Here is a 26,435-nt window from a genome sequence, read left to right as displayed (position 1 = left end):
CTGCCTGAGCCTGTGTCCACGGGCGGGTGCAGGCGGGTGCAGGCGGGTGCAGGCGGGTGCAGGCGGATGGGCGGGCCGTACCCGCCCGTTCCGCCCTGCGGAACGCCTGCCCGCAGCGGGGCGAGACGGCTGCCCGCAGCGGGGCGAGACGGCTGCCCGCAGCGGGGCGGAACGCCCGCCCACAGCAGGGGCGAGGCGGCTGCCCACAGCGGGGCGAGACGCCCGCCCGCAGCAGGGCGAGACGCCTGCCCGCAGCAGGGCGAGACGCCTGCCCGCAGCAGGGCGCCGGAACGGATTTGCGCTGGTCGTAGCGTTTGGCATACGCTTACAACACAACGGCGCGGGGTGGAGCAGCTCGGTAGCTCGCTGGGCTCATAACCCAGAGGTCGCAGGTTCAAATCCTGTCCCCGCTACTAAAGGCCAGAGGCCGGGAAGCATTAGCTTCCCGGCCTCTGGTGTGTTCGGAGCGCTTGATCAGGACGGCTTGTGGCCCACCGCCTCCTCGTACAGCTTGCGGTCCACCGCCTCGTTCTCCGGGACCTTGTCGCCCTCGGCCACGCCCGCCGTCTCGTATGCCGCCTGGAGCCGGTCCGTGGTTCCGGAGCGGATCTCCCAGTCCATGCGCAGCGACGGAGTCGACCTCAGGACCGCCTCGTCGGTCTTGAGGAGCTTCGCGAGGTCGGAGACGAAGGCCTTGTCCGCCTTGTAGTCACCGGCGAAGTACGTGTTCACGGTCCTGATGTACGCGCGCAGCAGCGCGACGCCCGCGTCCGGGTCCTTCGTCAGGAGATCGGGGCCGAACAGGAGGCCGCCGAGCGGTTCGCCCCGGGGCTGGCCGCCGAGGAAGGCGTACCGCTCGTCGCCGTCGACTTTGCGCCAGACCGGGTCGAGGAGCCAGGCGGAGTCGGTGCCGCCGTTCTGGAGGGCGGTCAGGACGTCGGCCGAACCCAGCTGCTGGAACTGGATCTTGTCGAGGCCGCCGCCGTGCTTCTTCAGGGTCGTGTCCATGGGATACGAGATGACCGAGCCCTTGCCGATCATGGTGCCGAGCTTGCGGCCCGCCATCGGGACGTGGTCCGCGCTCTCGCCCTTCTTCAGCTTCACCCACAGGCCGCTCTTGGACCGGGGGTCGGGGGAGAAGTTCCCGGCCGCCCACTTGATGGTGAAGCCGCTGGTAATGCCGTTCATGACGGCGGCCTCGGGGGCTGCCCACTGGGCGTCGATGTCTCCCTTGGCCAGGAGCGGCAGTGCGTCGGGGGTCGGGAGCACCTTGAGGTGGACGTCCAGGCCCTCCTTCTTGAACTCGCCCTTCTCCACGGCCATCTGGAGAGGCGCTACGTACTCGGCGCTCAGTGTGCCGGTGGCGATGGTGAGGCTGCGCTCCTTGGACAGCGGGCGCGGGGCCGGGGCGCCCTTGGCGCAGCGGGCGGGCGCGCGGTCCTTTGCGAGGTCGGACGGGTCCGTCCAACTTGCCTTGCCGCAGCCGGCGACCGCCTTGACGGTGCGGGGCTTCGCGGGCGCGGCCGAGTCCGTGGTGTTGTCGTCCTCCTTCGCGCAGCCCGCGGCCGCGAGCAGCGAGCCCGCCACGACGAGCGTCAGGGCGGAGAACCGGGTGCGGGTGTGCATGGAGCCTCCGTACGCGTACGAATGATTCATGACTGGCTCATGACTGGCTCATGACTGGCTTCGGCCGCGGTCGCGCGGGGCCCAGGGAGTGAGCATCCGTCCCGCGATCTGCACCAGTTCGGAGAAGACGACGCCGAGTACGGCGACGCAGACGATGCCGACGAACATCACGTCGTTCTGGAACAGCGCCCGGGAGTCGAAGATCAGATGGCCGAGGCCGTTCGCCGCCGCGATCTGCTCCGACGCGACGATCACCAGCACGGCGACGCCCGCCGCGATCCGCGCCCCGACGAGCACGGCGGGCAGCGAGGCGGGCAGCAGGATGTGGCGGAACATCTGCCACGGCGACGCGCCGAAGACCTGGCCCGCGTCGCGGTGGCCGGAGGGCACGGCGAGCACCGCCGCCATCGTCGAGATCCAGACGAAGAAGAAGACGGTCGCCGCCACGAGCGCGATCTGCGGGCCCTCCCCGAGGCCGAACATGTTCAGGAAGACGGGCAGCAGGGCCAGCTTCGGTACGACGTACAGAGCGTCCAGAAGTGGTTCAAGCGCCGCGCGTACGAGGGAGAGGGAGCCCATGAGGAGGCCGAGCGCGTAGCCGGTGACCGTGCCGATCGCGTAGCCGGCGAGCACGCGCTTGAGCGTGGCCCAGACGTCCGGCCACAGATCGCCGTCGGCCGCGCGCTGCCAGCCGTCCTCGATGATGGTCTGGGGCGCGGGATAGACGCGGTCGTCGATGAAGCCCTGGGTGGCGGCCAGTTGCCAGAGGAGGATCAGGGCGAGGGGAACGGCGGCGGCGAGGCCGATCTCCAGAGTGCGGCGCCTGCGGTGGGTGCGGGTGGGGTGGAGCTCCTGGGGGCCTGGCCTGCGGACGAGTACGCCGTCCTCGGAGTCGGCCGCTCTGCGTGGGGTGGCCGTCGTCATGCCAGGGCCACCTCGTCCTCGCGGACCACCTCGCCACGCAGCAGGTCCCACAACTCGCCCTTGAGGGCGGTGAATTCGGGGGTCGCGCGTACGTCGCCGGTGCGGGGTCGCGCGAACGGCGGGCGGCGTTCGGCGATGATGCGGCCCGGACGTGCGGACATCACCAGGACGCGGTCGCCGAGCACGATCGCCTCTTCGAGGCTGTGGGTGATGAAGAGGGTGGTGGTGCGGGTGGTCTGGGTGAGGTCGAGGAGTTCGTCCTGGAGGATCGTGCGGAGCTGGGCGTCCAGGGCCGCGAACGGCTCGTCCATCAGGAGGATCTCGGGCTCCACGGCCAGGGCGCGGGCGATGGCCACGCGTTGGCGCATGCCGCCGGAGAGGGTGGCGGGGTAGGCGTCGGCGAAGTCGGCGAGGCCGAGGCGGGTGAGCCAGTCCTTGACCCGGGCGTCCGCCTCCCGGCGGGTAACCTTCTGGATGTCCAGGCCGAAGCGGACATTGGCCTGGACCGTCTTCCAGTCGTAGATGCCGTAGTCCTGGAAGATCATCGCGGCGGGGCGCGGGTCCGTGGTGCGGATCTTCAGCTCCCCCTCGCTGGGGCGCAGGAGGCCCGCGGCTATGCGGAGCAGTGTTGATTTCCCGCAGCCGGAGGGGCCGACTACGCAGGTGAACTCTCCTGGAGCGATCTCCAGGTCCACGGGGCCAAGGGCGTCCACGGCCTTGGTGCCTCGGCCGAACGTTCTTGTCACTGCGTGGGCTTCTAGTTTGGGGTGCGGATCTCCCACGGGGTCTCCTTGCGGAGGGCAGGCGGATATGGGGCCCGCCGACGATATGACGCACCGTCAGATTCCGGAAGGGGTTCGCCTTGGCCGGGATTCGTTGTTCCCCGCGGGCCGTGGGTGGTTTGTGCCCACCCGTCCCGCCCTTGCGGAGCGCCTGCCCAGGCATCGCACGAAGCCCCCGGTGCCTGGTGGCTCCGGGGGCTTCGTGGACGTACGAAGAAGAAGTGCTACGCCGCCGCGCAGTTCGGGCAGGTGCCTCGGTAGGTGACGTCCGCGCCCTCGATCGTGAAGCCGAAGCGTTCCGAGTCGGGGAGGCTGGACAGGGGGTTGCCCGTGGGGTGGACGTCGCGGATCGTGCCGCACTGGGCGCACACCAAGTGCTGGTGGGGGCGGTGGGCGTTCGGGTCGTACCGCTTGGCCCTGCGGTCCGTCGAGACCTCCAGGACCTCGCCGAGGGTCACCAGCTCACCCAGGGTGTTGTAGACGGTCGCGCGGGAGATCTCCGGCAGTCTGCCCACCGCGCGGGCGTGCACCTCGTCCGCGGTCAGGTGTACGTGGTCCCCGTCGAGCACCTCGGCCACGACGCGTCGTTGCGCGGTCATGCGCCAGCCGCGTCCGCGCAGTCGTTCCAACAGGTCGCTCATGAGAACCAGCCTAACAGGTGGGGGACCTAAGTCCCGACGATGTGTGACTTTGGATGTTTACTTGACTTAGACAAAGTCCATCGTAGGATCGAGGTCGGTGGAAGCCAAGGGCAAACGCCGAGGGCAGTCGCCAAAGGACAGGACTTGCAGGAAATGACGCAGGAGGCGCACGTGACGCAGGGACCGCTCACCACGGAGGCCGGCGCGCCGGTCGCCGACAACCAGAACAGCGAGACCGCTGGTGTCGGCGGTCCGGTACTCGTCCAGGATCAGGCGCTGCTCGAGAAGCTCGCGCACTTCAACCGCGAGCGCATCCCGGAGCGCATCGTCCACGCGCGCGGCGCCGGTGCGTACGGCACCTTCACGCTGACCCGCGACGTCTCGCAGTGGACGCGCGCGAAGTTCCTCTCCGAGGTCGGCAAGCAGACGGAGACCTTCCTCCGGTTCTCCACCGTCGCAGGCAACCTCGGCTCCGCCGACGCCGTGCGCGACCCCCGTGGCTTCGCGCTGAAGTTCTACACGGAGGAGGGGAACTACGACCTGGTCGGGAACAACACCCCCGTCTTCTTCATCAAGGACGCCATCAAGTTCCCCGACTTCATCCACACGCAGAAGCGCGACCCGTACACGGGCTCGCAGGAAGCCGACAACGTCTGGGACTTCTGGGGGCTCAGCCCCGAGTCGACCCACCAGGTCACCTGGCTCTTCGGTGACCGCGGCATCCCGGCGACACTGCGCCACATGAACGGGTACGGCTCGCACACCTACCAGTGGAACAACGAGGCCGGCGAGGTCTTCTGGGTCAAGTACCACTTCAAGACCGACCAGGGGATCAAGAACCTCACCGCCGCCGACGCGGCCGTGCTCGCCGGTGAGGACGCCGACTCCCACCAGCGCGACCTGCGCGAGGCCATCGAGCGCGGCGAGTTCCCGTCCTGGACCGTGCAGGTGCAGATCATGCCCGCGGCCGACGCGGCCAATTACCGCTTCAACCCGTTCGACCTCACCAAGGTGTGGCCGCACGAGGACTACCCGCCGATCGAGATCGGCAAGCTGGAGCTCAACCGCAACCCGGAGAACATCTTCGCCGAGGTCGAGCAGAGCATCTTCTCGCCCGCGCACTTCGTTCCCGGCATCGGCCCGTCCCCGGACAAGATGCTCCAGGGCCGCCTCTTCGCGTACGGCGACGCCCACCGCTACCGCGTCGGCATCAACGCCGACCACCTGCCGGTGAACCGCCCGCACGCCACCGAGGCGCGCACCAACTCCCGTGACGGCTTCCTGTACGACGGCCGCCACAAGGGTGCGAAGAACTACGAGCCGAACTCCTTCGGCGGCCCCTTCCAGACGGACCGGCCGCTCTGGGTGACCACCCCCGTCTCCGGTGGCACCGGCAACCACGAAGCCCCCTCGCACGCCGAGGACAACGACTTCGTGCAGGCGGGCAACCTCTACCGCAACATGTCCGAGGACGAGAAGGCGCGTCTGATCGAGAACCTCGCGGGCAACATCGCGGGTGTCTCGCGCGACGACATCGCCGAGCGCGCGATCAACAACTTCCGTCAGGCGGACGGTGACTTCGGCAAGCGCCTCGAAGCCGCAGTCCAGGCCCTTCGCGGCTGAGGGGGGAGTAGGTGGGCCGGGCTCCTTCGGGGGTCCGGCCCACCTTTCGTTTCACACGGTGAGCGTCGCCACGCGCTGCCTGCTCGGAGCCCAGCAGCGGATGATGTCGCGGACCGAGACGATGCCCGCCGGTTCGTTCCCCTCCATCACGATCAGGTGGCGGAAGCCGCCGTGCGACATGGCGTCGGCCGCCGCCTCCAGGGTCCATGACGGTGCGGCGAAGACGACATCGGTCGTGGTGTGCGTGCCGGCCGTCTCGGTGTCCGGGTTCTGGCCGAGGCCGACCGAGATGAGGACGTCGCGCTCGGTCAGGATTCCGAGGCCGTAGGTGTCGGGGTCGAGGACGACGGCAGCGCCGACGCGGCGCGTCGACATCAGACGGGCCGCCTGGTGCAGCGTGTGGGCGGGGCCGATGGTGAGGACCGTCGTGCTCATGGCGTCGCGGACGAGCATGGGCTGAGCCACCTCCTGAGTGGACCGCAAGAGAAGCGATTCACAAGTTCACAAGTGGGGGGACCCTCAGACTCGCAGCCATGTGGTGTGTCAACAAGGGGGCGCGTGCTGCCGGTTCAGGGCGTGTGCGCGCGAGGGGCGTGCGGGGCGTGCGCCTCAGTAGCGCTGGTTGAGGTAGCCGAGCAGCTCGCCGTGGAGCAGGCCGTTCGACGCCGCCGCGTTGCCGCTGTGCGGGCCCGGAGCGCCGTCGAGGCCGGTGAAGGTGCCGCCCGCCTCGGTCACGATGATCGCGGTCGCCGCCATGTCCCACAGCGAGAGCTCGGGCTCCGCGCAGATGTCGATGGAGCCCTCGGCGACCATCATGTACGGCCAGAAGTCGCCGTATCCACGGGTGCGCCAGACGGCGCGCGTGAGGTCCATGAACCCGTCGAGGCGGCCCTGCTCCTCCCAGCCCGAGAGCGAGGAGTACGCGAAGGACGCGTCCTGGAGCCGCGAGACCTTGGACGCCTTGAGCCGGGTCGCGGAGGTCAGGCTGCGTCCGGTGAACGCCCCCGCACCCTTCGCCGCCCACCAGCGCCGGCCGAGCGCGGGCGCCGACACGACGCCCACCACCGGCTGGAAGCCGCCCTCGCCCGCTTCCATCAGCGAGATCAGCGTGGCCCAGACCGGCACCCCGCGTACGTAGTTCTTGGTGCCGTCGATCGGGTCGATCACCCAGCGGCGGGGGCCCGTGCCCTCGACGCCGAACTCCTCGCCGAGGATCGCGTCGCGCGGCCGCCCCCGCTTCAGGTTCGACCGGATCAGCTCCTCGGCCGTTTTGTCCGCCTCGCTCACCGGCGTCATGTCCGGCTTGGTCTCGACCTTGAGGTCGAGAGCCTTGAACCGGTCCATCGTCGCCGCGTCGGCGGCGTCCGCGAGGACATGGGCAAGACGCAGATCATCGTGGTAGTCGGGCATGAGTGAACAGTATCGATCTCGTTGTACCTGAGCCACAGCGCCGTATGTCCGGGCCGTTCCGGGACCTGACGTATCCCGTGCCAGGTCCCGCCGAGGCTATTGACACCGCCTCCGAGCACGTCAACTCTGGCCGCAGAGCCGCTTCGGCTCCGGGAGGCGACGATGCCTGCAGCACGGGAATCCCTACTTGACGCGGCCGGTACGGCGCTCGCTCGCCGACCGTGGCCGACAGTCCGCATGGTCGATGTCGCGGCGGCCGCCGGAGTGTCCCGGCAGACCCTCTACAACGAGTTCGGCAGCAAGGACGGCCTCGCGCGCGCCCTGCTCCGACGCGAGACCGACGCCTATCTGCACGGCGTGGAGCGGGCGTTGGGCGTGGAGGGCGGACCGGTGGACCGGCTCGCCGCCGTGAGCGCCTGGACGATCGCCACCGCGCGCGGGAACGAACTCACCCGGGCCATGCTCACCGGCTGCTGGGGCGAACGCCTGCCCGCGCCGAGCAGGTCCGGGGTCTCCGCCTCGCCCGTACCGGCGCAGCGGCGAGCGGACGCGGGTGTCCCCTCGCCCGCCGAACTGCTCGTCCTCGTCCGGGACAAGGCGGTGAACGCGCTGAACGGCAGAGCACGCCCCACGGACACGGACGAGCTGGCCATGGCCTGCGAGAGCGCCGTGCGGATGGCGTTGTCGTACGTCGTCGCGCCCTCGCCCGCGGGCGAGGATCCGGTGGAGCTGGTGCGCGGGGTGCTCGGGCGCTGGATCAACGTCTGACGGGACTTCTGGCTACTGGTTACTGACTACTGGGCGGAGCCCGAGAGCTGCAGGCCGATGACGCCGACGATCACCAGCGAGATCGACACGAGCTTGAGCGTGGAGACCACGTCGCCGAGGAAGATCATTCCGTAGATCGCGGTGCCCGCGGCGCCGATGCCCGTCCAGACGGCGTACGCCGGGCCCACGTCGAGCTTGCGCAGCGCGAGCGTGAGCAGACCGAAGCTGCCGAGCGCGAAGGCGGCGAAGGTGATCGTCGGCCAGAGCCGGGTGAAGCCGTGCGAGAGCTTGAGACAGACCGCGAACCCGGTCTCCAGGAACCCCGCGACGATGACAAGCAGCCACGCCATGTATCCGCCTCCCGCATCCGTACGTCCGGTGACCGCTTCGTCTGGCTTGAATCAGGCTTGGTGCGATTATGCCCTTGCCGCGGCGCATCGGGCGTGAACTCGGGCGCAAACGCGGGCGCGAACAACGGAGGTCAGTCGCCCTCCCGCCGCTCACGGGTCGCGAGCAGCCTGCGCAGTGAGTAGAGGCGCGCGGGGTCCGCGTGCCCCTCCGCCACCCACGCGTCGAGGGCGCAGTCCGGCTCGTCGTGACTGCACGCGCGCGGACACTCCTCCGTGCCGGGGACCAGGTCGGGGAAGGCGAGGATGACGCGGGACGGGTCGACGTGGTGCAGGCCGAAGGACCGTACGCCGGGCGTGTCGACCACCCAGCCGCCCTGTGAGCCCGCCAGCGGGAGCGCGAGCGCCGACGTGGTGGTGTGCCTGCCGCGGCCCGTGACGGCGTTGACGTGCCCGGTGCTGCGTCGGCGCTCCTGCGGCACCAGGGCGTTCACCAGCGTCGTCTTGCCCACTCCGGAGTGGCCGACGAACGCGGTGATCTTGCCGTCGAGCAGCTCGTGCACCCGGGCGAGCTCCGCGCCGTCGGTGAACTCCTCGCGGCTGGTGACCACGTAGGGCACGTCGAGCGTGGAGTAGGTCTCCAGGATCTTGTCGGCCGACGCCAGGTCGGACTTGGTCAGGACGAGGATCGGCTTGAGACCGCCGTCGAACGCGGCCACGATGCAGCGGTCGATCAGGCGCGGGCGCGGCTCCGGATCGGCGAGGGCGGTGACGATGGCGAGCTGGTCGGCGTTGGCGACGACCACCCGCTCGTACGGGTCGTCGTCGTCGGCCGTGCGCCGCAGGACGGACGTGCGCGGCGCGATGCGCACGATGCGCGCGAGGGTGTCCTTCTTGCCGGAGAGATCGCCGACGAGCGAGACCTGGTCGCCCACCACGGCGGCCTTGCGGCCCAGTTCACGGGCTTTCATGGCGAGGACGATCCGGTCGTCGACCAGAACCGTGAGGCGGCCCCGGTCGACGGTGAGGACCATGCCGTCGGACGCGTCCTCGTGCTTGGGCCTGATGTGGGTGCGCGGGCGGTTGCCCTTGCGGTTGGGGCGGACGCGGATGTCGTCCTCGTCGGGGTTCTTTCCGTAGCGGCGCATGTTCTGGATCCGCCCGTCAGTTCCCGAGCATTCCGGTCCAGAGGGCGGGGAAGTCGGGCAGCGTCTTCGCCGTCGTCGCGACATTCTCGATCTGTACGTCCTCCACCGCGAGGCCGATGATGGCGCCGGCGGTGGCCATGCGGTGGTCGTCGTACGTGTGGAAGATCCCGCCGTGCAGGCGGCGCGGACGGATGTGCAGGCCGTCGGAGGTCTCGGTGACGTCGCCGCCGAGTGCGTTGATCTCCTTGGTGAGGGCCGCGAGGCGGTCCGTCTCGTGCAGCCGCAGGTGGGCGACGCCGCGCAGGGTCGAGGGGGAGTCGGCCAGGGCCGCGACGGCCGCGATGCCGGGGGTGAGCTCGCCGACCTCGCTCAGGTCCACGTCGATGCCGTGGACGGAGCCGGAGCCGGTGAACGTGAGCCCCTGCGGGGTCAGTTCGCAGGAACCGCCCATCGCGGTGAAGATCTGCCGCAGCTCGTCGCCGGGCTGCGTGGTGTGCGCGGGCCAGTCCGGGACGGTCACCCGGCCGCCGGTGACCAGCGCGGCGGCCAGGAACGGCTGGGCGTTGGACAGGTCGGGCTCGACGGTCAGATCGCGGCCGAGCAGGGCGCCGGGGGTGACCCGCCACACGTTCGGCTCGCCGCCCGACTCCGGGGTGTCCACCTGGACGCCGGCCGCGCGGAGCATGTCGACGGTCATCCGGATGTGCGGCATGGAGGGCAGGGCGGAGCCGGTGTGACGTACCTCGACACCCTGGTTGAAGCGGGGGCCCGAGAGCAGCAGGGCGCTCACGAACTGTGAGGACGACGAGGCGTCGATCTCGACCGGGCCACCGTCGAGGGCGCCGCTGCCGTGCACGGTCAGCGGGAGAGCGCCTCGGCTGTTGTCGTCGATGCGGGCGCCGAGGGCGCGCAGGGCGTCGATCACGCCGTGCAGCGGACGCTCGTACGAACGGGGGTCGCCGTCGAAGCGGATCGCGCCGTCGGCGAGGGCGGCGACCGGGGGCAGGAAGCGCATGACCGTGCCCGCGTTGCCCACGTCGACGGTGGCGGGGCCGTACAGACGGGAGGGGATGATCCGCCAGGCCTCACCGGAACCGTCCGGGCCCACGCCTTCCTCGATGCCGACGCCGAGGGCACGCAGGGCGCCCGCCATCAGCAGGGTGTCGCGGGAGCGCAGCGGGCGGCGCAGCCAGCCGGGCTCGGCGGCGAGGGCGGCGAGGACGAGGCCGCGGTTGGTGACCGATTTGGACCCGGGCACATGGACCGTCGCGGCGACGGCTCCGCTCGCGTGCGGGGCTGGCCAGAGGGTGCTGTGCGCTGGGTTCGCGGTCATGCTCACACTTTAGTGGCTCACGGTAATGGCGCGGTCGGCGCTGCTCAGAGGTCGAGCAGCCAGCGACCGCCGCCTATCAGCGAGCACAGCGAGACGGCGTGGAAGAGGAAGAGCCACATCCCCGCGGGGACGTGCGTGAGCCGGGACAGCTGGTCCGCGTCCGAGTCGCCCGCGCCGCCGCGCCTGCGCTTGGACTGCAGCTCGAAGGCGGGCCGTACGCCTCCAAGGAGCAGGAACCACACCACCGCGTACGCGAACGCCGCCTGCACCTGCGAGCTGGTCAGCCAGGAGACGAGCAGGAAGGTGCCGCCGGTGATGACCATGGTGAGCGCGCCGTACGCGTTCCGGATCATGACGAGCATCACGATGAGCAGGGCCGTGGCGATCCACAGGAACGCGGTGATGTGACCGGCGGCGAGGAGCGCGGCGCCGCCGAGGCCGAGCAGGGGCGGCGCGGTGTAGCCCGAGGCCGCGGTGAGGATCATGCCGAGCCCGGTGGGCTTGCCGCGCGAGACGGTGAGGCCACTGGTGTCGGAGTGCAGCCGGATGCCGTCGAGGCGGCGGCCGGTGAGCAGGGCCACCAGGCCGTGTCCGCCCTCGTGCGCGATGGTGATCGCGTTGCGGGCTATCCGCCAGACGCCGTGCGGGACGACCACGGCCAGCGCCACGAGGCCGGTGATGATCACGAGCCACTCGTCGGGGGCCGCCTGTGTGCCGAAGACCCGGTCCCAGAGGTCGGTCAGGCTGGCGTTCGCGGTGGCTTCCATTGCTCTGGCCATTGTCGGGACCGGCTCCTCTGGGTGTACGGGGTCTGGCAGTCTGGCACGTATGTGCGGACGGTATGCATCGAGTCGTAGGCCCGAGGATCTCGCAGGAATCTTTGAGATCGAGAAGTGGGAGCCGGAAGAGGCGCTCGCCCCCGATTTCAACGTGGCCCCCACGAAGGAGGTCTACGCGATCCTGGACCGTCCGGTGAAAGACGCTGAAACTGTTTCTCATAGTTCCTCTGTCACGGGCCGCCCGGTTCGCCAGCTGCGCACACTCAAATGGGGACTCGTCCCGTCCTGGTCGAAGACACCCGAGGGTGGCGCCCGGATGATCAACGCCCGCGCGGAGACCGTGCACGAGAAGCCCTCGTACCGCCGGGCCTTCACGTCCCGCCGCTGCGTCATCCCGGCCGACGGCTACTACGAGTGGGTCACCGGCTCGGGCGAGCGGGATCTGGAGGTCGAGGGCAAGAAGAAGCGCCCCCGCAAGCAGCCGTACTTCGTGACGCCCGCCGACGGCTCGGTCTTCGCGATGGCTGGCCTGTACGAGTTCTGGCGCGACAAGACGCTCCCCGACGAGCACCCCCTCGCCTGGTGGGTGACGTGCACGGTGATCACCACGGAGGCGGAGAACTCGCCCCTGGCGAAGGCACCGGAACAAGGCCCGCGCTCGCTGGCCGACATCCATCCGCGCATGCCCCTCATGCTGACGCCGGACCGCTGGGACGCCTGGCTCGACCCCTCCCGCACGGACCCCGAGGACCTGCGGACGCTCCTGGAGCCGCCGCCGCACGGCCTGATGCGGGCCTACCCGGTGTCGACGGCGGTCAGCAACGTACGCAACAACGGGCCGGAGCTGCTTACGGAGCTGGAGGGGCCCGAAGAAGGCACACTCTTCTGACGTGACCAAGAGCGAGATCGTCGAGACCGACGCGGGTGAGGCACGCATCACGTGGCACCCCGCCCCCAAGAGCACGGCCCGCACGGTGCTGGCCCTGAGCCACGGCGCGGGCGGCGGTATCGAGGCCCGCGACCTCAGGGCCATCGCCGCCGCCCTGCCCGCGCACGGCGTCACCGTCGCCCTCGTGGAGCAGCCCTGGCGGGTGGCGGGCAAGAAGTTGGCACCCGCGCCGAAGACCCTCGACGTGGGATGGCGGGGCTTGTGGCCCGCTGTGGCCAAGCACGGCCTTCCGGTGATCGCGGGCGGTCGTAGCGCGGGGGCCCGCGTCGCGTGCCGTACCGCCACCGAACTGGGCGCAGCCGCCGTACTGGCCCTCAGCTTCCCCCTGCACCCGCCGGGCAAGCCCGAGAAGTCGCGCGCGGATGAACTGCTCGGAGCCGGGGTGCCGACCCTCGTCGTACAGGGCGGCAACGACCCCTTCGGGAAGCCCGCGGAGTTCCCCGACGGGACGTACGAACTGGTGGAGATCCCCTACGGCGATCATGGCTTCGCTATTCCCAAACGCGCGGACATCACCGAGACCGATGCCATGACGCTCATCACGGATGGCGTCATCCATTGGACGGGAATGTTGGATGCATGACCTCTGTTGTGCCGAACAGACGCTAAACGCTGTTCGTACGAGAGGAAGTCCGCCGCATGGGTTCGACCACTTGCCCGGCCCGCTCCAGCGCCTCTGACCTGGAGTGGACTGTGCTGAGCGCGCCCAAGACCGCTCCTATTCGAGCGGCGGCAGGACCGGATCGTCGTCTATCCTCCGATTCGAGTGGGACTGCTTTTGGTCTCATCACGTCTTCGGAGGAGGTGGGTCCGGTCACTGGGACCGACGCAGGGGCCGAGCACGGCCAGGCGGAGCGACCCGACGGAGCCGCTGAGACATCGGCGGAGCGCACGGCCCGCTTCGAGCGGGACGCCCTGGGCTTCCTCGACCAGATGTACTCGGCGGCGCTGCGCATGACGCGCAATCCGGCGGACGCGGAGGACCTGGTGCAGGAGACCTACGCCAAGGCGTACGCGTCGTTCCACCAGTTCCGTGAGGGCACCAACCTCAAGGCGTGGCTGTACCGCATCCTCACCAACACGTTCATCAACTCGTACCGCAAGAAGCAGCGCGAGCCCCAGCGCAGCGCCGCCGAGGAGATCGAGGACTGGCAGCTCGCACGCGCCGAGTCGCACATGTCCACCGGTCTGCGCTCGGCCGAGTCGCAGGCGCTCGATCACCTGCCGGACTCGGACGTGAAGTCCGCGCTGCAGGCGATCCCCGAGGAATTCCGCATCGCCGTCTACCTCGCCGATGTAGAGGGCTTTGCGTACAAGGAGATCGCGGACATTATGGGGACACCCATCGGTACGGTGATGTCCCGGTTGCACCGCGGCCGTCGCCAACTGCGCGGCATGCTCGAGGACTACGCCCGTGACCGCGGCCTCGTCCCCGCCGGCGCTGCGTCAGAGTCGTCGAACGAAGCGAAAGGCTCAGGCTCATGAGCTGCGGAGAGCCGCACGAGACGGATTGCAGTGAGGTCCTGGACCATCTCTACGAGTTCCTGGACCGAGAGATGCCGGACAGCGACTGCACCAAGTTCGAGACGCACTTCGAGGAGTGCTCTCCGTGCCTGGAGAAGTACGGCCTGGAGCAGGCGGTCAAGAAGCTGGTGAAGCGCTGCTGCGGCCAGGACGACGTGCCGGTCGACCTGCGCTCCAAGGTCATGGGACGCATCGACCTGATCCGTTCGGGCGAGGCCGTGCCCGAGCACGACGTGACGGTGGAGACGGTGGCCTCCGAGGGCAGTGCGCCGGCCAAGGGCCTGCGGGCCAAGGAAGCCTGAACTTTCGCCAGTTGAGGCAGCTGAGTGTGAGCAGGTCGTGACGGGACTCCGTCACGACCTGCTTTTTCTCTGTCCTCCATCACTCGTACGTGCCAATTTCCGCGAGGGGGACTCGGAGCGGGGTGCGGCCGTTCTAGTCTCCGGACCTTGGAACGCGATTCCTGAGGACCGTGGTCCCCGGGGGCGGTCAACGGGGGAGTCATGGGGGAGGAGGCGGTGCCATGCGGTCCATCGCTCCGTTGGCGCGCGCCTACATCCTGTGCGCCGCCCTGGCCGCGGCCGCCTGCGCCGCGCCCGCGCTGACCTCGCGCACGCCGTGGGCCGCGCTCGGGCTCCTCGCCGCGCTCTACGCGGGCTGCGAGCAGGCATCGCGGTGCCGGGTCATCGGCCGCCGCGGCCCGAACGGCCTCGGCACCTTCTTCCCCGTGCTGCTCGCCGCCGTCTTCCTGCTGCCGCCCGCCGCCGCCGCGCTCGTCGCGGTGCCGGGGGCGCTGCTCGCCCGCGTCGAGCGGAGCCCCCGGTGGGTGCGCAGGGTCTGGCGCGCGGCCCAACTGGTCCTGGCCGCCTGGGCTTCGGCGTGGGTGTACGGAGCGCTCGGCGGGCACGAGGCGGTGGCCGCGCCCCATTTTCCGTACGCCCTGGCGCCCGCCGGAGCGGCCGTCCTGGCCTTCTCCGCCGTACTGACCGCCCTGGACGGCGGCATCCTGGCGACCGCGGAACGGGTGCCGGTGCGGACCGCCTGGCGGGGGCTCTTCCTGCGGTCGTTCGCGCCGGTCGCCGTGCACGGCCTCGCCGGTCTGATGATGGCGGTCCTCTGGCGCAGTCCGTACGGGCCGCTCGCCGCGCTCCTCGTGCTGCTCCCGATGGGGGTCTCCTGCTGGGTCTTCGCGCAGTACCACCGCGAGCGGGCCGCCCACCAGGCCACGATCCGGGCGCTCGTGCAGGCCGTCGACATCAAGGACCGGTACACCCGCGGGCACAGCGAGCGCGTGGGACGGGCCTCCGTGATGATCGCGAGGGAGCTGGGAATGGCGGACGAGAGGGTGGAGAGCCTGCGGTTCGCCGGAATCCTCCACGACGTCGGCAAACTCGGCGTACCGACCCGGCTGCTGCGCAAGGACGGGCCGCTGACCCCGGAGGAGAGGCGGGTCATCGAACTGCATCCCGAGTACGGGCACGAGATGGTGCGGGGGATCGGCTTCCTCGGAGAGGCGCGGGCGGCGATCCTCCATCACCACGAGCGGATCGACGGGAGCGGCTACCCGTACGGGCTCGTGGGGCGGCAGATTCCGGAGTTCGCGCGAGTGGTGGCCGTCGCGGACGCGTTCGACGCCATGACGTCCACGAGGTCCTACCGGAGGGGGAGGCCCGTTGATGCCGCCGTGGCCGAGTTGGCGCGGTGCGCGGGGTCGCAGTTCGACCCCGTGATGGTCGCCGCGCTCCAGCGGGCGCTGGGCCGGTACGGCTGGCACCCCGAGGTGACTGCTGACGTCGCGGGGGGCGTGCCGTCGCCCCGCCGGGGGGAGCCCGGCGTTCCCGCGGCCCCGGGGGCGGGAGCACGGTGAGCGCCGCTCTGTCGGAACCCGGCGCTGAGGGCAGTGCCCGCCCTGCCCCAGGCTCTCGGCTTCGCTCGAACAGGGGAGGCCCCACTCGCCCCGCGGAACGCCTGTCCGCGACGGTGGCGGCACTGGTTTACGGATCTGCCGGAATTCTCACCCTGCTCGCCCTCTGCTGGACCCTCTGGCGCGGTGTCGCCGAAGGCGGGGTCGCGCTGGCCTTCGGGGGGCTTGTGGTGGTGGGGGAGCTTGCCCGGTGGGGCGCCGGTGGAAGCGACCGGGAGCCCGCGCCGCTCGGTGCCGCGGGCGCGCTGGCGTACGCGCTGCTCGGGGAGGTCGGGGGGCGGCCCACGCACCACGGCGTGTTCCAGGTGATCGCCGTCGTGGTGGCCGCCGCGCTCGTCGGAGCCGTGCCGAGTGTGGCGCTCGGCAGAGGGCCCGCCCTCGACCATGTGGCGCGGCGCGTGCTCACGGTCGGCTTCGCCGCCGCGTGCTTCCAACCGCTCTACAACGCGGGGAAGTTGGAGGAGTGGGCCGGGCGGGGGCCCGCCTTCGCCGTCGTCATCGTCGCGCTGCTCGTCCTGACCGCCCTCTGCGACGCGGTCCTCGCCGCGGCCCTGGCGCACGCCCGTACCCGCTGGCCGTTCGGACCGCTCCTGCGCGACGAGCTGCGGGCCATGCTCGGCATCGGGTCCGCCGTGTGCGCGACCGGGGCCGTCATGGCGCTCGCGGTGGCCGTGGCGGGGCTCTGGGCGCTTCCGGTGTTCAGCCTGCCGCTGCTCCTGACCCAGCTGTCGTTCGGGCGGTACGCCGCCGTGCGGACCACCTACCGGCAGACCATCACCTCGCTCGCCAGGTCCACCGAGATCGCCGGGTACACCCCGCAGGGGCATGCCCGCCGCGTCGCCGCGCTGAGCAGGGCCGTCGGGCGTGAGCTGGGTCTCTCCGCGCCGGACCTCGCCGTCCTCGAGTACGCGGCGCTGATGCACGACATCGGGCAGCTCTCCCTCATCGACCCCGTGCCCGCGGGCGCCACCGCGGCCCTGCCGGACGCGGAACAGCGGCGCATCGCCCTGCTCGGGGGCGCCGTCGTGCGTCAGACGGGGGTGAACGGCGATGTCGCCGTGGTCGTGGAGCGGCAGGCGGACCCCTATCGCGAGCAGCCGCTCACCGCCCGTATCGTGCGAGCTGCCAACGCGTACGACGAGATGGCGAGGGGAGAAGGCCCGGGGGGCCCGCTCAACGCCCTGGAGCGGCTGCGCCTGGGCACCGGCCGCGACTACCAGCCCGAAGTGGTGGAAGCCCTGGCCCGGGTCCTTGCACGGGGCGGTCATAGCTTGCCTCCGGTTGGGTAACCCATGGGTAATGAGCGGCCGTCCGACCGTACGTGGTTGGATGCGAAGAGGGCCCTCAGGGGCACGGCGGGACTACAGGAACTCAGTAATCGGCAGGCGGGAATCGTGAGGATCTTCGGCAAGGGACGGCACCGGCCCTCCGCCTCATGGCGGCAGGCCACCGACCGCGCCTTCACGCTGATCGGCGACGGGCGGTACGAGGACGCGGGCGCGCTGCTTACCCGCGCGGCGGATCTCGAGCCGTGGCTCTCGGAGTCTTGGTTCAACCTCGCGCTGCTCCACAAGTTCCGGCACGACTGGGAGCAGGCGCGCGCCGCGGGCCTGCGGGCCGTCGCGCTGCTCGACCGGTCGGCGGGAGCCCCCGACTGGTGGAACGTGGGTATCGCCGCCACCGCGTTGCAGGACTGGCCGCTGGCCCGGCGCGCCTGGCAGGCGTACGGACTGAAGGTGCCCGGCGGTGTGGCCGCCTCCGGGGAGCCCACCGGCATGGACCTGGGCAGCGCCGCCGTGCGGCTCTCGCCCGAGGGCGAGGCCGAGGTCGTGTGGGGGCGCAGGCTCGACCCCGCCAGGATCGAGATCCTCTCCATCCCGCTGCCCTCCTCCGGGCGCCGCTGGGGCGAGGTCGTGCTGCACGACGGCGTCCCGCACGGCGAGCGGACGACGGGGGCCGGGGACTCGTACCCCGTCTTCGACGAGATCGAGCTGTGGGCGCCCTCGCCGGTCCCCACCTGGGTGGTCCTCCTGGAGGCCGCCACCGAGGACGACAGGAACGCCCTGGAGCGGCTCGCCGCGGACGCGGGCTTCGCCGCCGAGGACTGGTCGTCGTCCGTACGGCTGCTCTGTCGCATGTGCTCCGAGAGCCGCATGCCGAGCGACGAGGGCGACGGCGAACACCTGGACCCGCACGACCACAGCGAGCCCGGTCATCCAGGACCGCTCGGTCACCGCAGCCCCGGTGCCCTGTGGGTGCCCGAGCGCGAGTGCGGCATCGCGGCACCCGCCGCCCTGGTGCGCGGGCTCCTGGACGGCTGGGTCGCGGACAGCCCGGACTCCCGTGACTGGCGGGATCTGGAAGAGGTCTGCTGACTCCTGGCCGTAGGCTGTACCGGCACCATCTCTTGTGGGTTCCCAGGAAGGCGTACGTCGGACAATGGCGCAGGACACTGAGAAGCAGGCCTCGGGCGGGGTCCTCCCCGTGGACGACGAGGGCTTCGTCATCGACACGGAGGACTGCGAGGAGCGGGAGACGGCCTACCGCGAGCGCGGCACGTCCCGGCCCATCACGGTCGTCGGCAACCCTGTGCTGCACAAGGAGTGCAAGGATGTCACCGCATTCGACGACGAACTCGCGCGGCTCGTCGACGACATGTTCGCCAGCCAGCGGAGCGCGGAGGGCGTGGGCCTTGCCGCCAACCAGATCGGCGTCGACCTGAAGGTCTTCGTCTACGACTGCATGGACGACGAGGGCAAGCGGCACGTCGGCGTGGTCTGCAACCCCGTGGTGCGCGAGCTCCCCGCCGAGCGGCGCCGCCTGGACGAGGCGGGCGAGGGCTGCCTCTCCGTGCCCACCGCCTACGCCGACCTGGCCCGCCCGGACTACGCCGAGGTGACCGGGCAGGACGAGAAGGGCAACCCCGTCAAGGTGCGGGGCACCGGCTACTTCTCGCGCTGCCTGCAGCACGAGACGGACCACCTGTACGGCTACCTCTACATCGACCGCCTCTCCAAGCGCGACCGCAAGGACGCGCTGCGGCAGATGGAAGAGGGCACTCCGCGCTACCCCGTCGTGCCGAACGACTGAGCAAGCCGAAGAGCAGGCCAAGAGCAGGCCGAAGAGCAAGCGCGCGTCCAGCGGCCCCTGGTCGGGATCTCCCTCCCGTCCAGGGGCCGTTCGCATGGGCTGTTCGCATGGACCGGTCAACTGTGCGAGCAAAACAGGCTCACGATGATCCAAAATTAGTCACGTACGTGGATTTTTTCGGCACAGGGGGGTAGTGAATGGCGCAAATCTGTTCCCTGAACGGTCAGTTGTGGTGCTGAATGGAAAGCGCGGGGAAACGCAACGGCGCGCGCCCGGTACGGCGGGAGGGGCGTACGTCCTCAAGCGGCTGAGAGGGGCCAGTTCGTGCCTGCATATTCATTTGGCACTTCACCGACACAGTCACAGACACCGGCGGTATCCGTGCCGCCTGCGTTGGCGCTCCCGGTGATCGAGGCAGACTTTCCGCGACGACTGCATCCGTATTGGCCGGAGCTTCAGGAAAAATCCAGGACATGGCTGCGCGAAATGCGCCTCATGCCCGCGGACAAGGTGGAGCGGTACGCCGACAGTCTGTGCTACACGGACCTGGTGGCGGGCTACTACATTGGCGCGCCCGATGAGTTGCTCAGCGCGATAGCCGACCTCAGCAGTTGGTTCTTCGCGTGGGACGACCGGCACGACCGCGACTCGGTGCACGGCAGAGCGGCGCAGTGGCGCCGCCTGTGCCGCGGCCTTCACGAGACGCTCCGGGCACCCCGGCAACAGCTGGACCACCACGACCCACTGGTCGCGGGGTTCGCCGACTGCGTCCTTCGGCTGTACTCGCAGCTGGGGGCCAGCTGGAACGCCCGGTTCGCCCGGCACTTCCACAGCGTGATCGAGGCGTACGACCTGGAGTTCAGGAACCGCAGGACCGGCACGGTGCCGACGGTCGAGGCCTACATCGAGCTGCGCAGGCTGACGTTCGCGCACTGGACGTGGATCGACCTGCTCGAGCCCACGGCGCGGCACGAGCTGCCGCAGGAGGTGCGGAAGCATCCCGCATATCGGCGGGCGGCGCTCGCCACGCAGGATTTCTCCGCCTGGTACAACGACCTGTGCTCACTTCCCAAAGAACTCGCGGGAGATGAACTGCACAATCTGGGCATCAGCCTGATCCAGCACGAGGGTCTTTCCCTCGAAGAGGCCGTGGCGGAAGTCCACAGGCGGGTGACCCAGTGCATATCGGATTTCCTCGTGGCGGAGGAAGAAGTATTGCGTCTCGCTGGTCAGCTGGCCGACGGAAGCGCGTACGGCAAGGAACTCTCGGGCGCGGTGGAATCGTGCGTCGCAAACATGCGGAACTGGTTCTCTTCCGTGTACTGGTTCCACCACGAATCCGGTCGCTATCGGGTGGACAGCTGGGACGACAGGTCCATTCCGCCGTATGTGAGTGATGCGGGAATGAGCGACTTGGCTGAAATTGAATTGGTAGGTGAGGAATGAGCGTCGAATCCGCGATACCCGCGACTCCCGCGGCGACGCCACCGCTCGTCAGCGGTGGCGCCCCGCTCATCGGACACGCCTGGAACCTGGTGCGCGACCCGCTCGGCTTCTTCGCCGCGCTGCGGGACCACGGTGATCTCGTCCGCATCAGGCTCGGCCCCAAGACGGCGTACGCGGTCTGCGATCCGGAGCTGGTCGGGCAGCTCCTGCGCAGCCCCGACTACATCGTCGGAGGACCCCTCTGGGACACCCTGGAAGTGCTGCTCGGCAAGGGCGTGGCGACCAGCAACGGCAAGCTGCACAAGCGTCAACGGCGCATGATGCAGCCCGCGTTCAGGCGCGAGCGGATCGCCGACTACGCCAAGGTGATGGAGGAGGAGGCCCGCGCCACGGCCGCGCGCTGGCGCTCGGGCGACACGGTCGACATCAACGCGGACATGTTCCGTACGGCCGTGCGCGTCGTGTCCCGCTCGCTCCTGGAAGTCGACGCGATCGGTGAGAAGGCGGACCGCATCGCCGATTCGCTGCACACCGTCTTCGAGGGGCTCTACCGCAGGATGGTGCTCTCGGTCGGGCCGCTGTACCGCGTGCCGACCCAGGGCAACCGCCGCTTCCAGAGCGCGCTCGCCGATCTGCACGCACTGGTCGACGAGATCATCGCCGAAGGAAGGGCGGCGGGCGCGGACCGGGACGACCTGTTGGCCGAAATGCTGCGGGCGCACGATGAATCCGGTCAGCCGCTCAGCGATCAGGAGGTCCATGACCATGTGATCTCCCTTGTCGTGGCGGGCGCCGAGAATATCGCGTCGACCCTGGCGTGGACGTTTCATCTGCTGGCCGAACACCCCGAGCAGGAAAGGCGATTGGTTGAAGAGGTAAATGCCGTCGCACCGGACCGGGAGATCACATTCGCCGACCTCAAGGACCTTCCGCACACCCGGAATGTCGTCACTGAGGCCATGCGTATACAACCGGCTGCCTGGATATTCACGCGCCGGTCGGTAGGAGAGACCACTCTGGGCGGCTACCGCATTCCGGCTGACGCGGACATCGTCTACAGCGTGTATGCGATGCAACGCGATCCGCGTTCCTTCGAGCAGCATCTCCGCTTCGACCCGGACCGTTGGAATCCGGAACGTGCCTCAGATGTACCGGAGTTCGCGATGATGCCGTTCGGTACGGGCAACCGCAAGTGCCCGGGTGACCACTTCAGCCTGGCCGAACTCGCCATCATCCTGGCGACGGTTGCCCCGAAGTGGCACCTGGCGCCGATCGCGGAGACCGACGCCGACACGAAGATCGGTATCACCCTGCAGCCGAAGAGGCTGGTTCTGAAGGCCGAGAGGCGCTGATGGCCGCCGGTCCGCGGAAGGTGCGGCGGTAGGCGTTCGGTGTGGTGCCGAGCGCCCGCAGGAACTGGTGGCGCATCGCCGCGGCGTTGCCGAACCCGGCGCGCCCGGCGATGGCGTCCACCGTCTCGTCCGAGCCCTCCAACAACTCCTGTGAGAGGAGAACCCGTTGGCGCAGGAGCCAGCGGTAGGGCGTGGTGCCGGTCTCCTGCTGGAAGCGGCGGGCGAAGGTGCGCGGTGACATGTGCGCGCGCTCGGCGAGCAGCTCGACGGTGATGTCCCTGTCCAGATGGCGCTCCATCCAGGCGAGCACCCCGCCCACGGTGTCGCACGACGTGCGCGGCAGCGGGCGCTCCACGAACTGGGCCTGACCGCCGTCGCGATGGGGCGGTACGACCATGCGCCGCGCGATGGCGTTGCCGACCTCGATGCCGTGCTCCTGGCGCACGATGTGCAGGCAGGCGTCGATCCCGGCCGCGGTGCCGGCCGATGTGATGACCGGGCCCTCGTCCACGTACAGGACGTCGGGCTCGACCCGGGCCCGCGGATGGCGCACCGCGAGCTCCGTGGCGTGCCGCCAGTGCACGGCGCAACGGCGGCCGTCGAGCAGTCCCGCGGCGCCGAGCACGAAGACCCCGGAGCAGACGGAGAGGACGCGCGCCCCGCGGTCCACCGCACGGCGCAGGGCGGCGAGCAGATCCTCGGGGTAGGCGCGGTCCACGAACTCCTGGCCCGCGGGCACGGCGATGAGGTCGGCCTCTTCGAGCCGGTCGAGGCCGTACGGAGTGGTGATCGTGAACCCCGCGTGATTGCTCAGGGGTCCGTCCTCGGCGGCGACCACCGCGAAGTCGTACACCGGAAGGCCTGCGTCGCTCCGGTCGAGGCCGAACACCTCGCAGACGACGCCGAGTTCGAAGGGATTCACGCCGTCGAGCAGCACTACGGCCACGTTCCTCAGCATGTCTGTCAGTGTGCCGCAGGGCTGGCAGTAAGTCGATGGTGTGTGGCAGTCCTGCCACTGACGCTTCCCTCGGGGCCGCAGGACAGTAAGGACATGAACACGATCCTCGATTACGCGACCGTCCTGACCGTCTTCCTCCTCCTGGCCGCACCCGCGCTCGTCGGGTACGTCCACGACCGCCGGATCGACCGCGAGCTGCGGGCGGCCGCGTCCACCGCCTCCCGCAGCTCGGCGCGGCTAGAACTCGTCGTCGAAGGAGACCGAACCCTCGACCGCGACCTGGTAGGCCGAAGGACGCCGCTCGAAGAAGTTGGTCAGCTCCTGAACACCCTGGAGTTCCATGAACGAGAACGGGTTTGAGGAGCCGTAGACCGGCGCGAACCCGAGCCGCTGGAGCCGCTGGTCGGCGACGCACTGCAGATACTCGCGCATGGAGTCGGTGTTCATGCCGGGCAGGCCCTCACCGCACAGGTCGCGCGCGAACTGCAGCTCGGCCTCGACGGCCTCCTTGAGCATGTCGGTGACCTGCGTCTGGAGCGCGTCGTCGAAGAGCTCCGGCTCCTCCTTGCGGACGGTGTCGACGACGTCGAAGGCGAAGCTCATGTGCATCGTCTCGTCGCGGAACACCCAGTTGGTGCCGGTGGCGAGGCCGTGCAGCAGGCCGCGCGAGCGGAACCAGTAGACGTAGGCGAAGGCACCGTAGAAGAAGAGCCCCTCGATGCACGCCGCGAAGCAGATCAGGTTCAGCAGGAAGCGGCGCCGGTCGGACTTGCTCTCCAGGCGGTCCATCTTCTCGACCGAGTCCATCCAGCGGAAGCAGAACTCGGCCTTCTCGCGGATGGAGGGGATCTCCTCGACCGCGTCGAAGGCCGCGGCGCGGTCCTGGGGGTCGGGCAGATAGGTGTCGAGCAGCGTCAGATAGAACTGGACGTGCACGGCCTCCTCGAAGAGCTGGCGGCTCAGGTAGAGCCGGGCCTCGGGGGAGTTGATGTGCTTGTAGAGCGTGAGCACGAGGTTGTTGGAGACGATCGAGTCGCCGGTCGCGAAGAACGCGACCAGACGGCCGATCATGTGCTGCTCGCCGGGCGAGAGCTTGGCGAGGTCGGAGACGTCCGAGTGGAGGTCGACCTCCTCGACGGTCCAGGTGTTCTTGATCGCGTCCCGGTAGCGCTCGTAGAAGTCGGGGTAGCGCATGGGACGCAGGGTCAGCTCGAAGCCCGGGTCGAGCAGGTTCTTCTCGGCGTTGGTGGGGGTGGCTTCCGGCGCGAAGCGCTGTCCATCGGGGGTGGTGGCCGGGTGACGGGTGGGCATTACTGGCAGGCCTCGCAGGACTCGGGGTTTTCCAGGGAGCAGGCGACGGCTTCTTCGGCCGAGACCTGGGCGGGTACGGGGGTGGGAGCGGGTTCGGCGCCTTCGGTGCGGCCCGCCGCGGCGCGGGCGATCCGGGTCGCCGGGCGCGAACGCAGGTAGTACGTGGTCTTCAGACCCTGCTGCCAGGCGTAGGCGTACATCGAGGAGAGCTTGCCGATGGTCGGCGTCTCCAGGAACAGGTTCAGGGACTGCGCCTGGTCGAGGAACGGCGTGCGCGCGGCGGCCATGTCGATCAGACCGCGCTGCGGGATCTCCCACGCGGTGCGGTAGAGATCGCGCACCTCGGCGGGGATCCAGCTGAATCCCTGCACGGAGCCGTTGGCCTCGCGCAGCGCCTCGCGGGTCTGCGCGTCCCAGACGCCGAGCCGCTTCAGCTCCTGCACCAGGTAGGCGTTCACCTGGAGGAACTCGCCGGACAGCGTCTCGCGCTTGAAGAGGTTGGAGACCTGCGGCTCGATGCACTCGTACACGCCCGCGATGGACGCGATCGTGGCGGTCGGCGCGATGGCCAGGAGCAGCGAGTTGCGCATGCCGGTCGTGGCGATACGTTCCCGCAGCGCGGCCCAGCGCTCCGGCCAGGTCAGCTCGACGCCGTAGTGGTCGGGGTGCAGGACGCCCCGCGCGGTGCGGGTCTTCTCCCAGGCGGGCACAGGGCCGTTGCGCTCGGCGAGATCGGCGGACGCCTCGTACGCGGCGAGCATGATCCGCTCGGCGATGCGCGTCGAGAGGGCGCGCGCGGCGGGCGAGTCGAAGGGCAGTTTCAGCTGGAAGAAGACGTCCTGGAGCCCCATGGCGCCCAGGCCCACCGGGCGCCACCGGGCGTTCGACCGGCCGGCCTGCTCCGTCGGGTAGAAGTTGATGTCGACCACGCGGTCGAGGAAGGTGACGGCGGTGCGGACGGTCTCGTCGAGCCGCTCCCAGTCGATGTCACCGGCCGCCGTGTCCACGAAGGCGCCGAGGTTCACCGAACCCAGGTTGCAGACGGCCGTCTCCCCGTCGTCCGTCACCTCCAGGATCTCCGTGCAGAGGTTGGAGGAGTGGACGGTGTGGCCGGGCTCCGCCGTCTGGTTGGCGGTGCGGTTGGCGGCGTCCTTGAAGGTCATCCAGCCGTTGCCGGTCTGCGCGAGGGTGCGCATCATGCGGCCGTAGAGGTCACGGGCGGGGATGGTCTTGCGGGCGAGCCCGGCGGCCTCGGCCTCGCGGTAGGCGGCGTCGAACGCGTCGCCCCACAGGTCGACAAGGTCGGGCACGTCGGCGGGCGAGAACAGCGACCAGTCCTGGTCGGCGGCGACCCGGCGCATGAACTCGTCCGGGATCCAGTGCGCGAGGTTGAGGTTGTGCGTGCGCCGCTGGTCCTCACCCGTGTTGTCGCGCAGCTCCAGGAACTCCTCGATGTCGGAGTGCCAGGTCTCCAGGTAGACCGCGGCGGCGCCCTTGCGGCGGCCGCCCTGGTTCACGGCGGCGACGGAGGCGTCCAGGGTCTTGAGGAACGGCACGATGCCGTTGGAGTGGCCGTTCGTGCCGCGGATCAGCGAACCGCGGGCCCGGATGCGGGAGTACGAGAGGCCGATGCCGCCCGCGTGCTTGGAGAGGCGCGCGACCTGGTGGTAGCGGTCGTAGATGGAGTCCAGCTCGTCCAGGGGCGAGTCGAGGAGGTAGCAGGAGGACATCTGCGGGTGGCGGGTGCCGGAGTTGAAGAGCGTCGGCGACGACGGCAGGTAGTCCAGGCGGCTCATCAGGCGGTACAGGGAGGCGACTTCGTCCACCGAGCGCGCGCTGACCGTCGTTGAATCAGATGCAGTCTCGGCCAGGCCGCTCGCGACGCGCAGCATGAAGTGCTGCGGGGTCTCGATGACGTGCCGGGTGATCGGGTGGCGCAGCAGATAGCGGCTGTGCAGCGTGCGCAGGCCGAAGTAGCCGAAGCGGAAGTCGGCGCCGTCCTGAAGGGCGGCCTCCACGAGGCCGTCCAGACGGTCCGCGTGGTCGACGACGAACGCGGCGGTGCGGTCCGCGATCAGGCCCTCGCGGTGCCCCACGGCGACCGAGTCGGAGAAGGAACGCACGCCCTGCGACGCGGCCTCGTCCCGGATGCTGAGGCTCAGGAGCCTGGCCGCGAGCTGCGAGTACGTCGGGTCCTCGGAGATGAGCCCGGCGGCCGCCTCGGTCGCGAGCTCCCGCAGCTCCGCCAGATCCGCCTTGGCCGAACGGCCGCGCAGCGCGGCGGCGGCGACCCGGCCGGGGTCGGCGTCGGGGAGGTCGGCGGTGAGGTCGGTCAGGGTGCGCAGCAGCGCGGTTCCTGGGCCGTCGCCGGTCTGCTGGCCAACGGTGGTCTGCTGACCGTCGGTGGTCTGCGCTGACGCAGGTTCGGCTGGCGCGATGGTCACGGAGCACTCCCTCGCTCGGCTCGGAACCTTGAGGAGGGGAGGAGTGACACACGGGC

Annotated in this window: 25 protein-coding genes and 1 tRNA gene; 13 read left to right on the top strand and 13 right to left on the bottom strand. The window is 69.9% G+C overall.

Annotation, left to right across the window (positions count from 1 at the left end; all coding sequences use genetic code 11):
- The first annotated feature begins 339 nt into the window (after positions 1-339).
- Positions 340-413 (top strand) — tRNA-Met (locus ACFVXC_RS09810).
- Between the two features lie 61 nt (positions 414-474).
- On the opposite strand, the gene ACFVXC_RS09805 is transcribed toward ACFVXC_RS09810, so the two are convergent.
- The 4 genes from ACFVXC_RS09805 to ACFVXC_RS09790 all read right to left on the bottom strand — a co-directional run bounded on the left by ACFVXC_RS09805 (position 475) and on the right by ACFVXC_RS09790 (position 3,973).
- Positions 475-1,626, bottom strand: a complete 1,152-nt coding sequence (locus tag ACFVXC_RS09805) for an ABC transporter substrate-binding protein (RefSeq protein ID WP_389904399.1) — start codon at positions 1,624-1,626, stop codon at positions 475-477.
- A gap of 48 nt (positions 1,627-1,674) precedes the next feature.
- A complete protein-coding gene (locus tag ACFVXC_RS09800; protein WP_389903420.1) occupies positions 1,675-2,550 on the bottom strand; it encodes an ABC transporter permease in 876 nt (291 codons plus the stop codon).
- Positions 2,547-3,332 (bottom strand): ABC transporter ATP-binding protein, encoded by a 786-nt coding sequence (locus ACFVXC_RS09795; RefSeq protein WP_389903418.1) that lies wholly within the window; start codon positions 3,330-3,332, stop codon positions 2,547-2,549. Before ACFVXC_RS09795 ends, ACFVXC_RS09800 begins: the two co-directional genes overlap by 4 nt.
- A 224-nt stretch (positions 3,333-3,556) precedes the next feature.
- A complete protein-coding gene (locus ACFVXC_RS09790) occupies positions 3,557-3,973 on the bottom strand; it encodes a Fur family transcriptional regulator (protein WP_389903415.1) in 417 nt (138 codons plus the stop codon).
- A gap of 153 nt (positions 3,974-4,126) precedes the next feature.
- Here ACFVXC_RS09790 and ACFVXC_RS09785 point away from each other — a divergent pair, with 153 nt between their 5' ends.
- Entirely contained in the window at positions 4,127-5,596 is a 1,470-nt protein-coding gene (locus ACFVXC_RS09785) for a catalase (protein ID WP_389904398.1), read from the top strand.
- Positions 5,597-5,647: 51 nt separating this feature from the next.
- On the opposite strand, the gene ACFVXC_RS09780 is transcribed toward ACFVXC_RS09785, so the two are convergent.
- Positions 5,648-6,049: a cyclic nucleotide-binding/CBS domain-containing protein gene (locus ACFVXC_RS09780; RefSeq protein WP_389904396.1), complete on the bottom strand. Its 402-nt coding sequence runs from the start codon at positions 6,047-6,049 to the stop codon at positions 5,648-5,650.
- A gap of 156 nt (positions 6,050-6,205) precedes the next feature.
- Positions 6,206-7,006, bottom strand: coding sequence for a histidinol-phosphatase (hisN, locus tag ACFVXC_RS09775; RefSeq protein WP_389903413.1), 801 nt, complete (start codon positions 7,004-7,006; stop codon positions 6,206-6,208).
- A gap of 162 nt (positions 7,007-7,168) precedes the next feature.
- On the opposite strand from hisN, the gene ACFVXC_RS09770 reads away from it, so the two are divergent.
- On the top strand, positions 7,169-7,774 hold the full coding sequence (locus ACFVXC_RS09770) for a TetR/AcrR family transcriptional regulator (protein WP_389903410.1): 606 nt from the start codon (positions 7,169-7,171) through the stop codon (positions 7,772-7,774).
- 26 nt (positions 7,775-7,800) lie between these two features.
- Here the strand turns inward: ACFVXC_RS09770 and ACFVXC_RS09765 are convergent, their stop codons facing one another.
- The 4 genes from ACFVXC_RS09765 to ACFVXC_RS09750 form a co-directional block, all read right to left on the bottom strand.
- On the bottom strand, positions 7,801-8,124 hold the full coding sequence (locus ACFVXC_RS09765) for a DMT family transporter (protein WP_383273912.1): 324 nt from the start codon (positions 8,122-8,124) through the stop codon (positions 7,801-7,803).
- A 131-nt stretch (positions 8,125-8,255) separates the two neighbouring features.
- Positions 8,256-9,269 carry a ribosome small subunit-dependent GTPase A gene (rsgA, locus tag ACFVXC_RS09760; RefSeq protein ID WP_389903407.1) on the bottom strand — a complete coding sequence of 338 codons (1,014 nt, stop codon included), beginning with the start codon at positions 9,267-9,269 and terminating at the stop codon, positions 8,256-8,258.
- Positions 9,270-9,285: 16 nt separating this feature from the next.
- Positions 9,286-10,602: a 3-phosphoshikimate 1-carboxyvinyltransferase gene (gene aroA, locus ACFVXC_RS09755; RefSeq protein ID WP_389903405.1), complete on the bottom strand. Its 1,317-nt coding sequence runs from the start codon at positions 10,600-10,602 to the stop codon at positions 9,286-9,288.
- Between the two features lie 44 nt (positions 10,603-10,646).
- The gene (locus ACFVXC_RS09750; protein ID WP_389904395.1) at positions 10,647-11,369 is read right to left on the bottom strand and encodes a M50 family metallopeptidase; all 723 of its coding nucleotides are present in this window, start codon (positions 11,367-11,369) and stop codon (positions 10,647-10,649) included.
- A 61-nt stretch (positions 11,370-11,430) separates the two neighbouring features.
- On the opposite strand from ACFVXC_RS09750, the gene ACFVXC_RS09745 reads away from it, so the two are divergent.
- From ACFVXC_RS09745 to ACFVXC_RS09700, 10 genes are all read left to right on the top strand, one after another.
- Positions 11,431-12,270 (top strand): SOS response-associated peptidase, encoded by an 840-nt coding sequence (locus ACFVXC_RS09745; protein WP_389903402.1) that lies wholly within the window; start codon positions 11,431-11,433, stop codon positions 12,268-12,270.
- A 1-nt stretch (position 12,271) separates the two neighbouring features.
- Positions 12,272-12,913, top strand: a complete 642-nt coding sequence (locus tag ACFVXC_RS09740; protein WP_389903400.1) for an alpha/beta family hydrolase — start codon at positions 12,272-12,274, stop codon at positions 12,911-12,913.
- 221 nt (positions 12,914-13,134) lie between these two features.
- Positions 13,135-13,815: a sigma-70 family RNA polymerase sigma factor gene (locus tag ACFVXC_RS09735; RefSeq protein ID WP_389903398.1), complete on the top strand. Its 681-nt coding sequence runs from the start codon at positions 13,135-13,137 to the stop codon at positions 13,813-13,815.
- Positions 13,812-14,156 (top strand): mycothiol system anti-sigma-R factor, encoded by a 345-nt coding sequence (gene rsrA, locus ACFVXC_RS09730; protein WP_389903396.1) that lies wholly within the window; start codon positions 13,812-13,814, stop codon positions 14,154-14,156. The genes ACFVXC_RS09735 and rsrA overlap by 4 nt, the downstream gene beginning before the upstream one ends.
- Before the next feature lie 221 nt (positions 14,157-14,377).
- Positions 14,378-15,721: an HD-GYP domain-containing protein gene (locus ACFVXC_RS09725; protein ID WP_389903394.1), complete on the top strand. Its 1,344-nt coding sequence runs from the start codon at positions 14,378-14,380 to the stop codon at positions 15,719-15,721.
- Positions 15,722-15,834: 113 nt separating this feature from the next.
- On the top strand, positions 15,835-17,067 hold the full coding sequence (locus ACFVXC_RS09720) for an HD-GYP domain-containing protein (protein WP_389903392.1): 1,233 nt from the start codon (positions 15,835-15,837) through the stop codon (positions 17,065-17,067).
- 105 nt (positions 17,068-17,172) lie between these two features.
- A complete protein-coding gene (locus ACFVXC_RS09715) occupies positions 17,173-18,153 on the top strand; it encodes a tetratricopeptide repeat protein (protein ID WP_389903390.1) in 981 nt (326 codons plus the stop codon).
- Positions 18,154-18,217: 64 nt separating this feature from the next.
- A complete protein-coding gene (gene def / locus ACFVXC_RS09710; RefSeq protein ID WP_389903386.1) occupies positions 18,218-18,868 on the top strand; it encodes a peptide deformylase in 651 nt (216 codons plus the stop codon).
- Positions 18,869-19,192: 324 nt separating this feature from the next.
- On the top strand, positions 19,193-20,314 hold the full coding sequence (cyc1, locus tag ACFVXC_RS09705; RefSeq protein ID WP_389903383.1) for an epi-isozizaene synthase: 1,122 nt from the start codon (positions 19,193-19,195) through the stop codon (positions 20,312-20,314).
- Positions 20,311-21,666: a cytochrome P450 gene (locus tag ACFVXC_RS09700; RefSeq protein WP_389903382.1), complete on the top strand. Its 1,356-nt coding sequence runs from the start codon at positions 20,311-20,313 to the stop codon at positions 21,664-21,666. Before cyc1 ends, ACFVXC_RS09700 begins: the two co-directional genes overlap by 4 nt.
- Here the strand turns inward: ACFVXC_RS09700 and ACFVXC_RS09695 are convergent.
- From ACFVXC_RS09695 to ACFVXC_RS09685, 3 genes are all read right to left on the bottom strand, one after another.
- Positions 21,620-22,624 carry a helix-turn-helix domain-containing protein gene (locus ACFVXC_RS09695; RefSeq protein WP_389903379.1) on the bottom strand — a complete coding sequence of 335 codons (1,005 nt, stop codon included), beginning with the start codon at positions 22,622-22,624 and terminating at the stop codon, positions 21,620-21,622. The two genes, ACFVXC_RS09700 and ACFVXC_RS09695, sit on opposite strands and share 47 nt — an antisense overlap.
- 237 nt (positions 22,625-22,861) lie before the next feature.
- Entirely contained in the window at positions 22,862-23,818 is a 957-nt protein-coding gene (locus tag ACFVXC_RS09690) for a ribonucleotide-diphosphate reductase subunit beta (RefSeq protein ID WP_389904393.1), read from the bottom strand.
- Positions 23,819-23,934: 116 nt separating this feature from the next.
- A complete protein-coding gene (locus ACFVXC_RS09685; RefSeq protein ID WP_389903377.1) occupies positions 23,935-26,379 on the bottom strand; it encodes a ribonucleoside-diphosphate reductase subunit alpha in 2,445 nt (814 codons plus the stop codon).
- Positions 26,380-26,435: the final 56 nt, after the last annotated feature.

It is taken from the genome of Streptomyces sp. NPDC058257, assembly GCF_042881845.1.
Taxonomy (GTDB): Bacteria; Actinomycetota; Actinomycetes; order Streptomycetales; family Streptomycetaceae; genus Streptomyces.
This window is presented reverse-complemented; position numbering and strand designations above follow the sequence as displayed.

Bases quoted from the DNA above. Each gene is read 5' to 3' on its own strand.
- ACFVXC_RS09805 (WP_389904399.1), bottom strand. From the start codon at position 1,626: ATGCACACCCGCACCCGGTTCTCCGCCCTGACGCTCGTCGTGGCGGGC.
- ACFVXC_RS09800 (WP_389903420.1), bottom strand. From the start codon at position 2,550: ATGACGACGGCCACCCCACGCAGAGCGGCCGACTCCGAGGACGGCGTA.
- ACFVXC_RS09790 (WP_389903415.1), bottom strand. From the start codon at position 3,973: ATGAGCGACCTGTTGGAACGACTGCGCGGACGCGGCTGGCGCATGACC.
- ACFVXC_RS09785 (WP_389904398.1), top strand. From the start codon at position 4,127: ATGACGCAGGAGGCGCACGTGACGCAGGGACCGCTCACCACGGAGGCC.
- ACFVXC_RS09780 (WP_389904396.1), bottom strand. From the start codon at position 6,049: ATGCTCGTCCGCGACGCCATGAGCACGACGGTCCTCACCATCGGCCCC.
- hisN (WP_389903413.1), bottom strand. From the start codon at position 7,006: ATGCCCGACTACCACGATGATCTGCGTCTTGCCCATGTCCTCGCGGAC.
- ACFVXC_RS09770 (WP_389903410.1), top strand. From the start codon at position 7,169: ATGCCTGCAGCACGGGAATCCCTACTTGACGCGGCCGGTACGGCGCTC.
- ACFVXC_RS09765 (WP_383273912.1), bottom strand. From the start codon at position 8,124: ATGGCGTGGCTGCTTGTCATCGTCGCGGGGTTCCTGGAGACCGGGTTC.
- rsgA (WP_389903407.1), bottom strand. From the start codon at position 9,269: ATGCGCCGCTACGGAAAGAACCCCGACGAGGACGACATCCGCGTCCGC.
- aroA (WP_389903405.1), bottom strand. From the start codon at position 10,602: ATGACCGCGAACCCAGCGCACAGCACCCTCTGGCCAGCCCCGCACGCG.
- ACFVXC_RS09750 (WP_389904395.1), bottom strand. From the start codon at position 11,369: ATGGAAGCCACCGCGAACGCCAGCCTGACCGACCTCTGGGACCGGGTC.
- ACFVXC_RS09745 (WP_389903402.1), top strand. From the start codon at position 11,431: ATGTGCGGACGGTATGCATCGAGTCGTAGGCCCGAGGATCTCGCAGGA.
- rsrA (WP_389903396.1), top strand. From the start codon at position 13,812: ATGAGCTGCGGAGAGCCGCACGAGACGGATTGCAGTGAGGTCCTGGAC.
- ACFVXC_RS09725 (WP_389903394.1), top strand. From the start codon at position 14,378: ATGCGGTCCATCGCTCCGTTGGCGCGCGCCTACATCCTGTGCGCCGCC.
- def (WP_389903386.1), top strand. From the start codon at position 18,218: ATGGCGCAGGACACTGAGAAGCAGGCCTCGGGCGGGGTCCTCCCCGTG.
- ACFVXC_RS09700 (WP_389903382.1), top strand. From the start codon at position 20,311: ATGAGCGTCGAATCCGCGATACCCGCGACTCCCGCGGCGACGCCACCG.
- ACFVXC_RS09695 (WP_389903379.1), bottom strand. From the start codon at position 22,624: ATGCTGAGGAACGTGGCCGTAGTGCTGCTCGACGGCGTGAATCCCTTC.
- ACFVXC_RS09690 (WP_389904393.1), bottom strand. From the start codon at position 23,818: ATGCGCTACCCCGACTTCTACGAGCGCTACCGGGACGCGATCAAGAAC.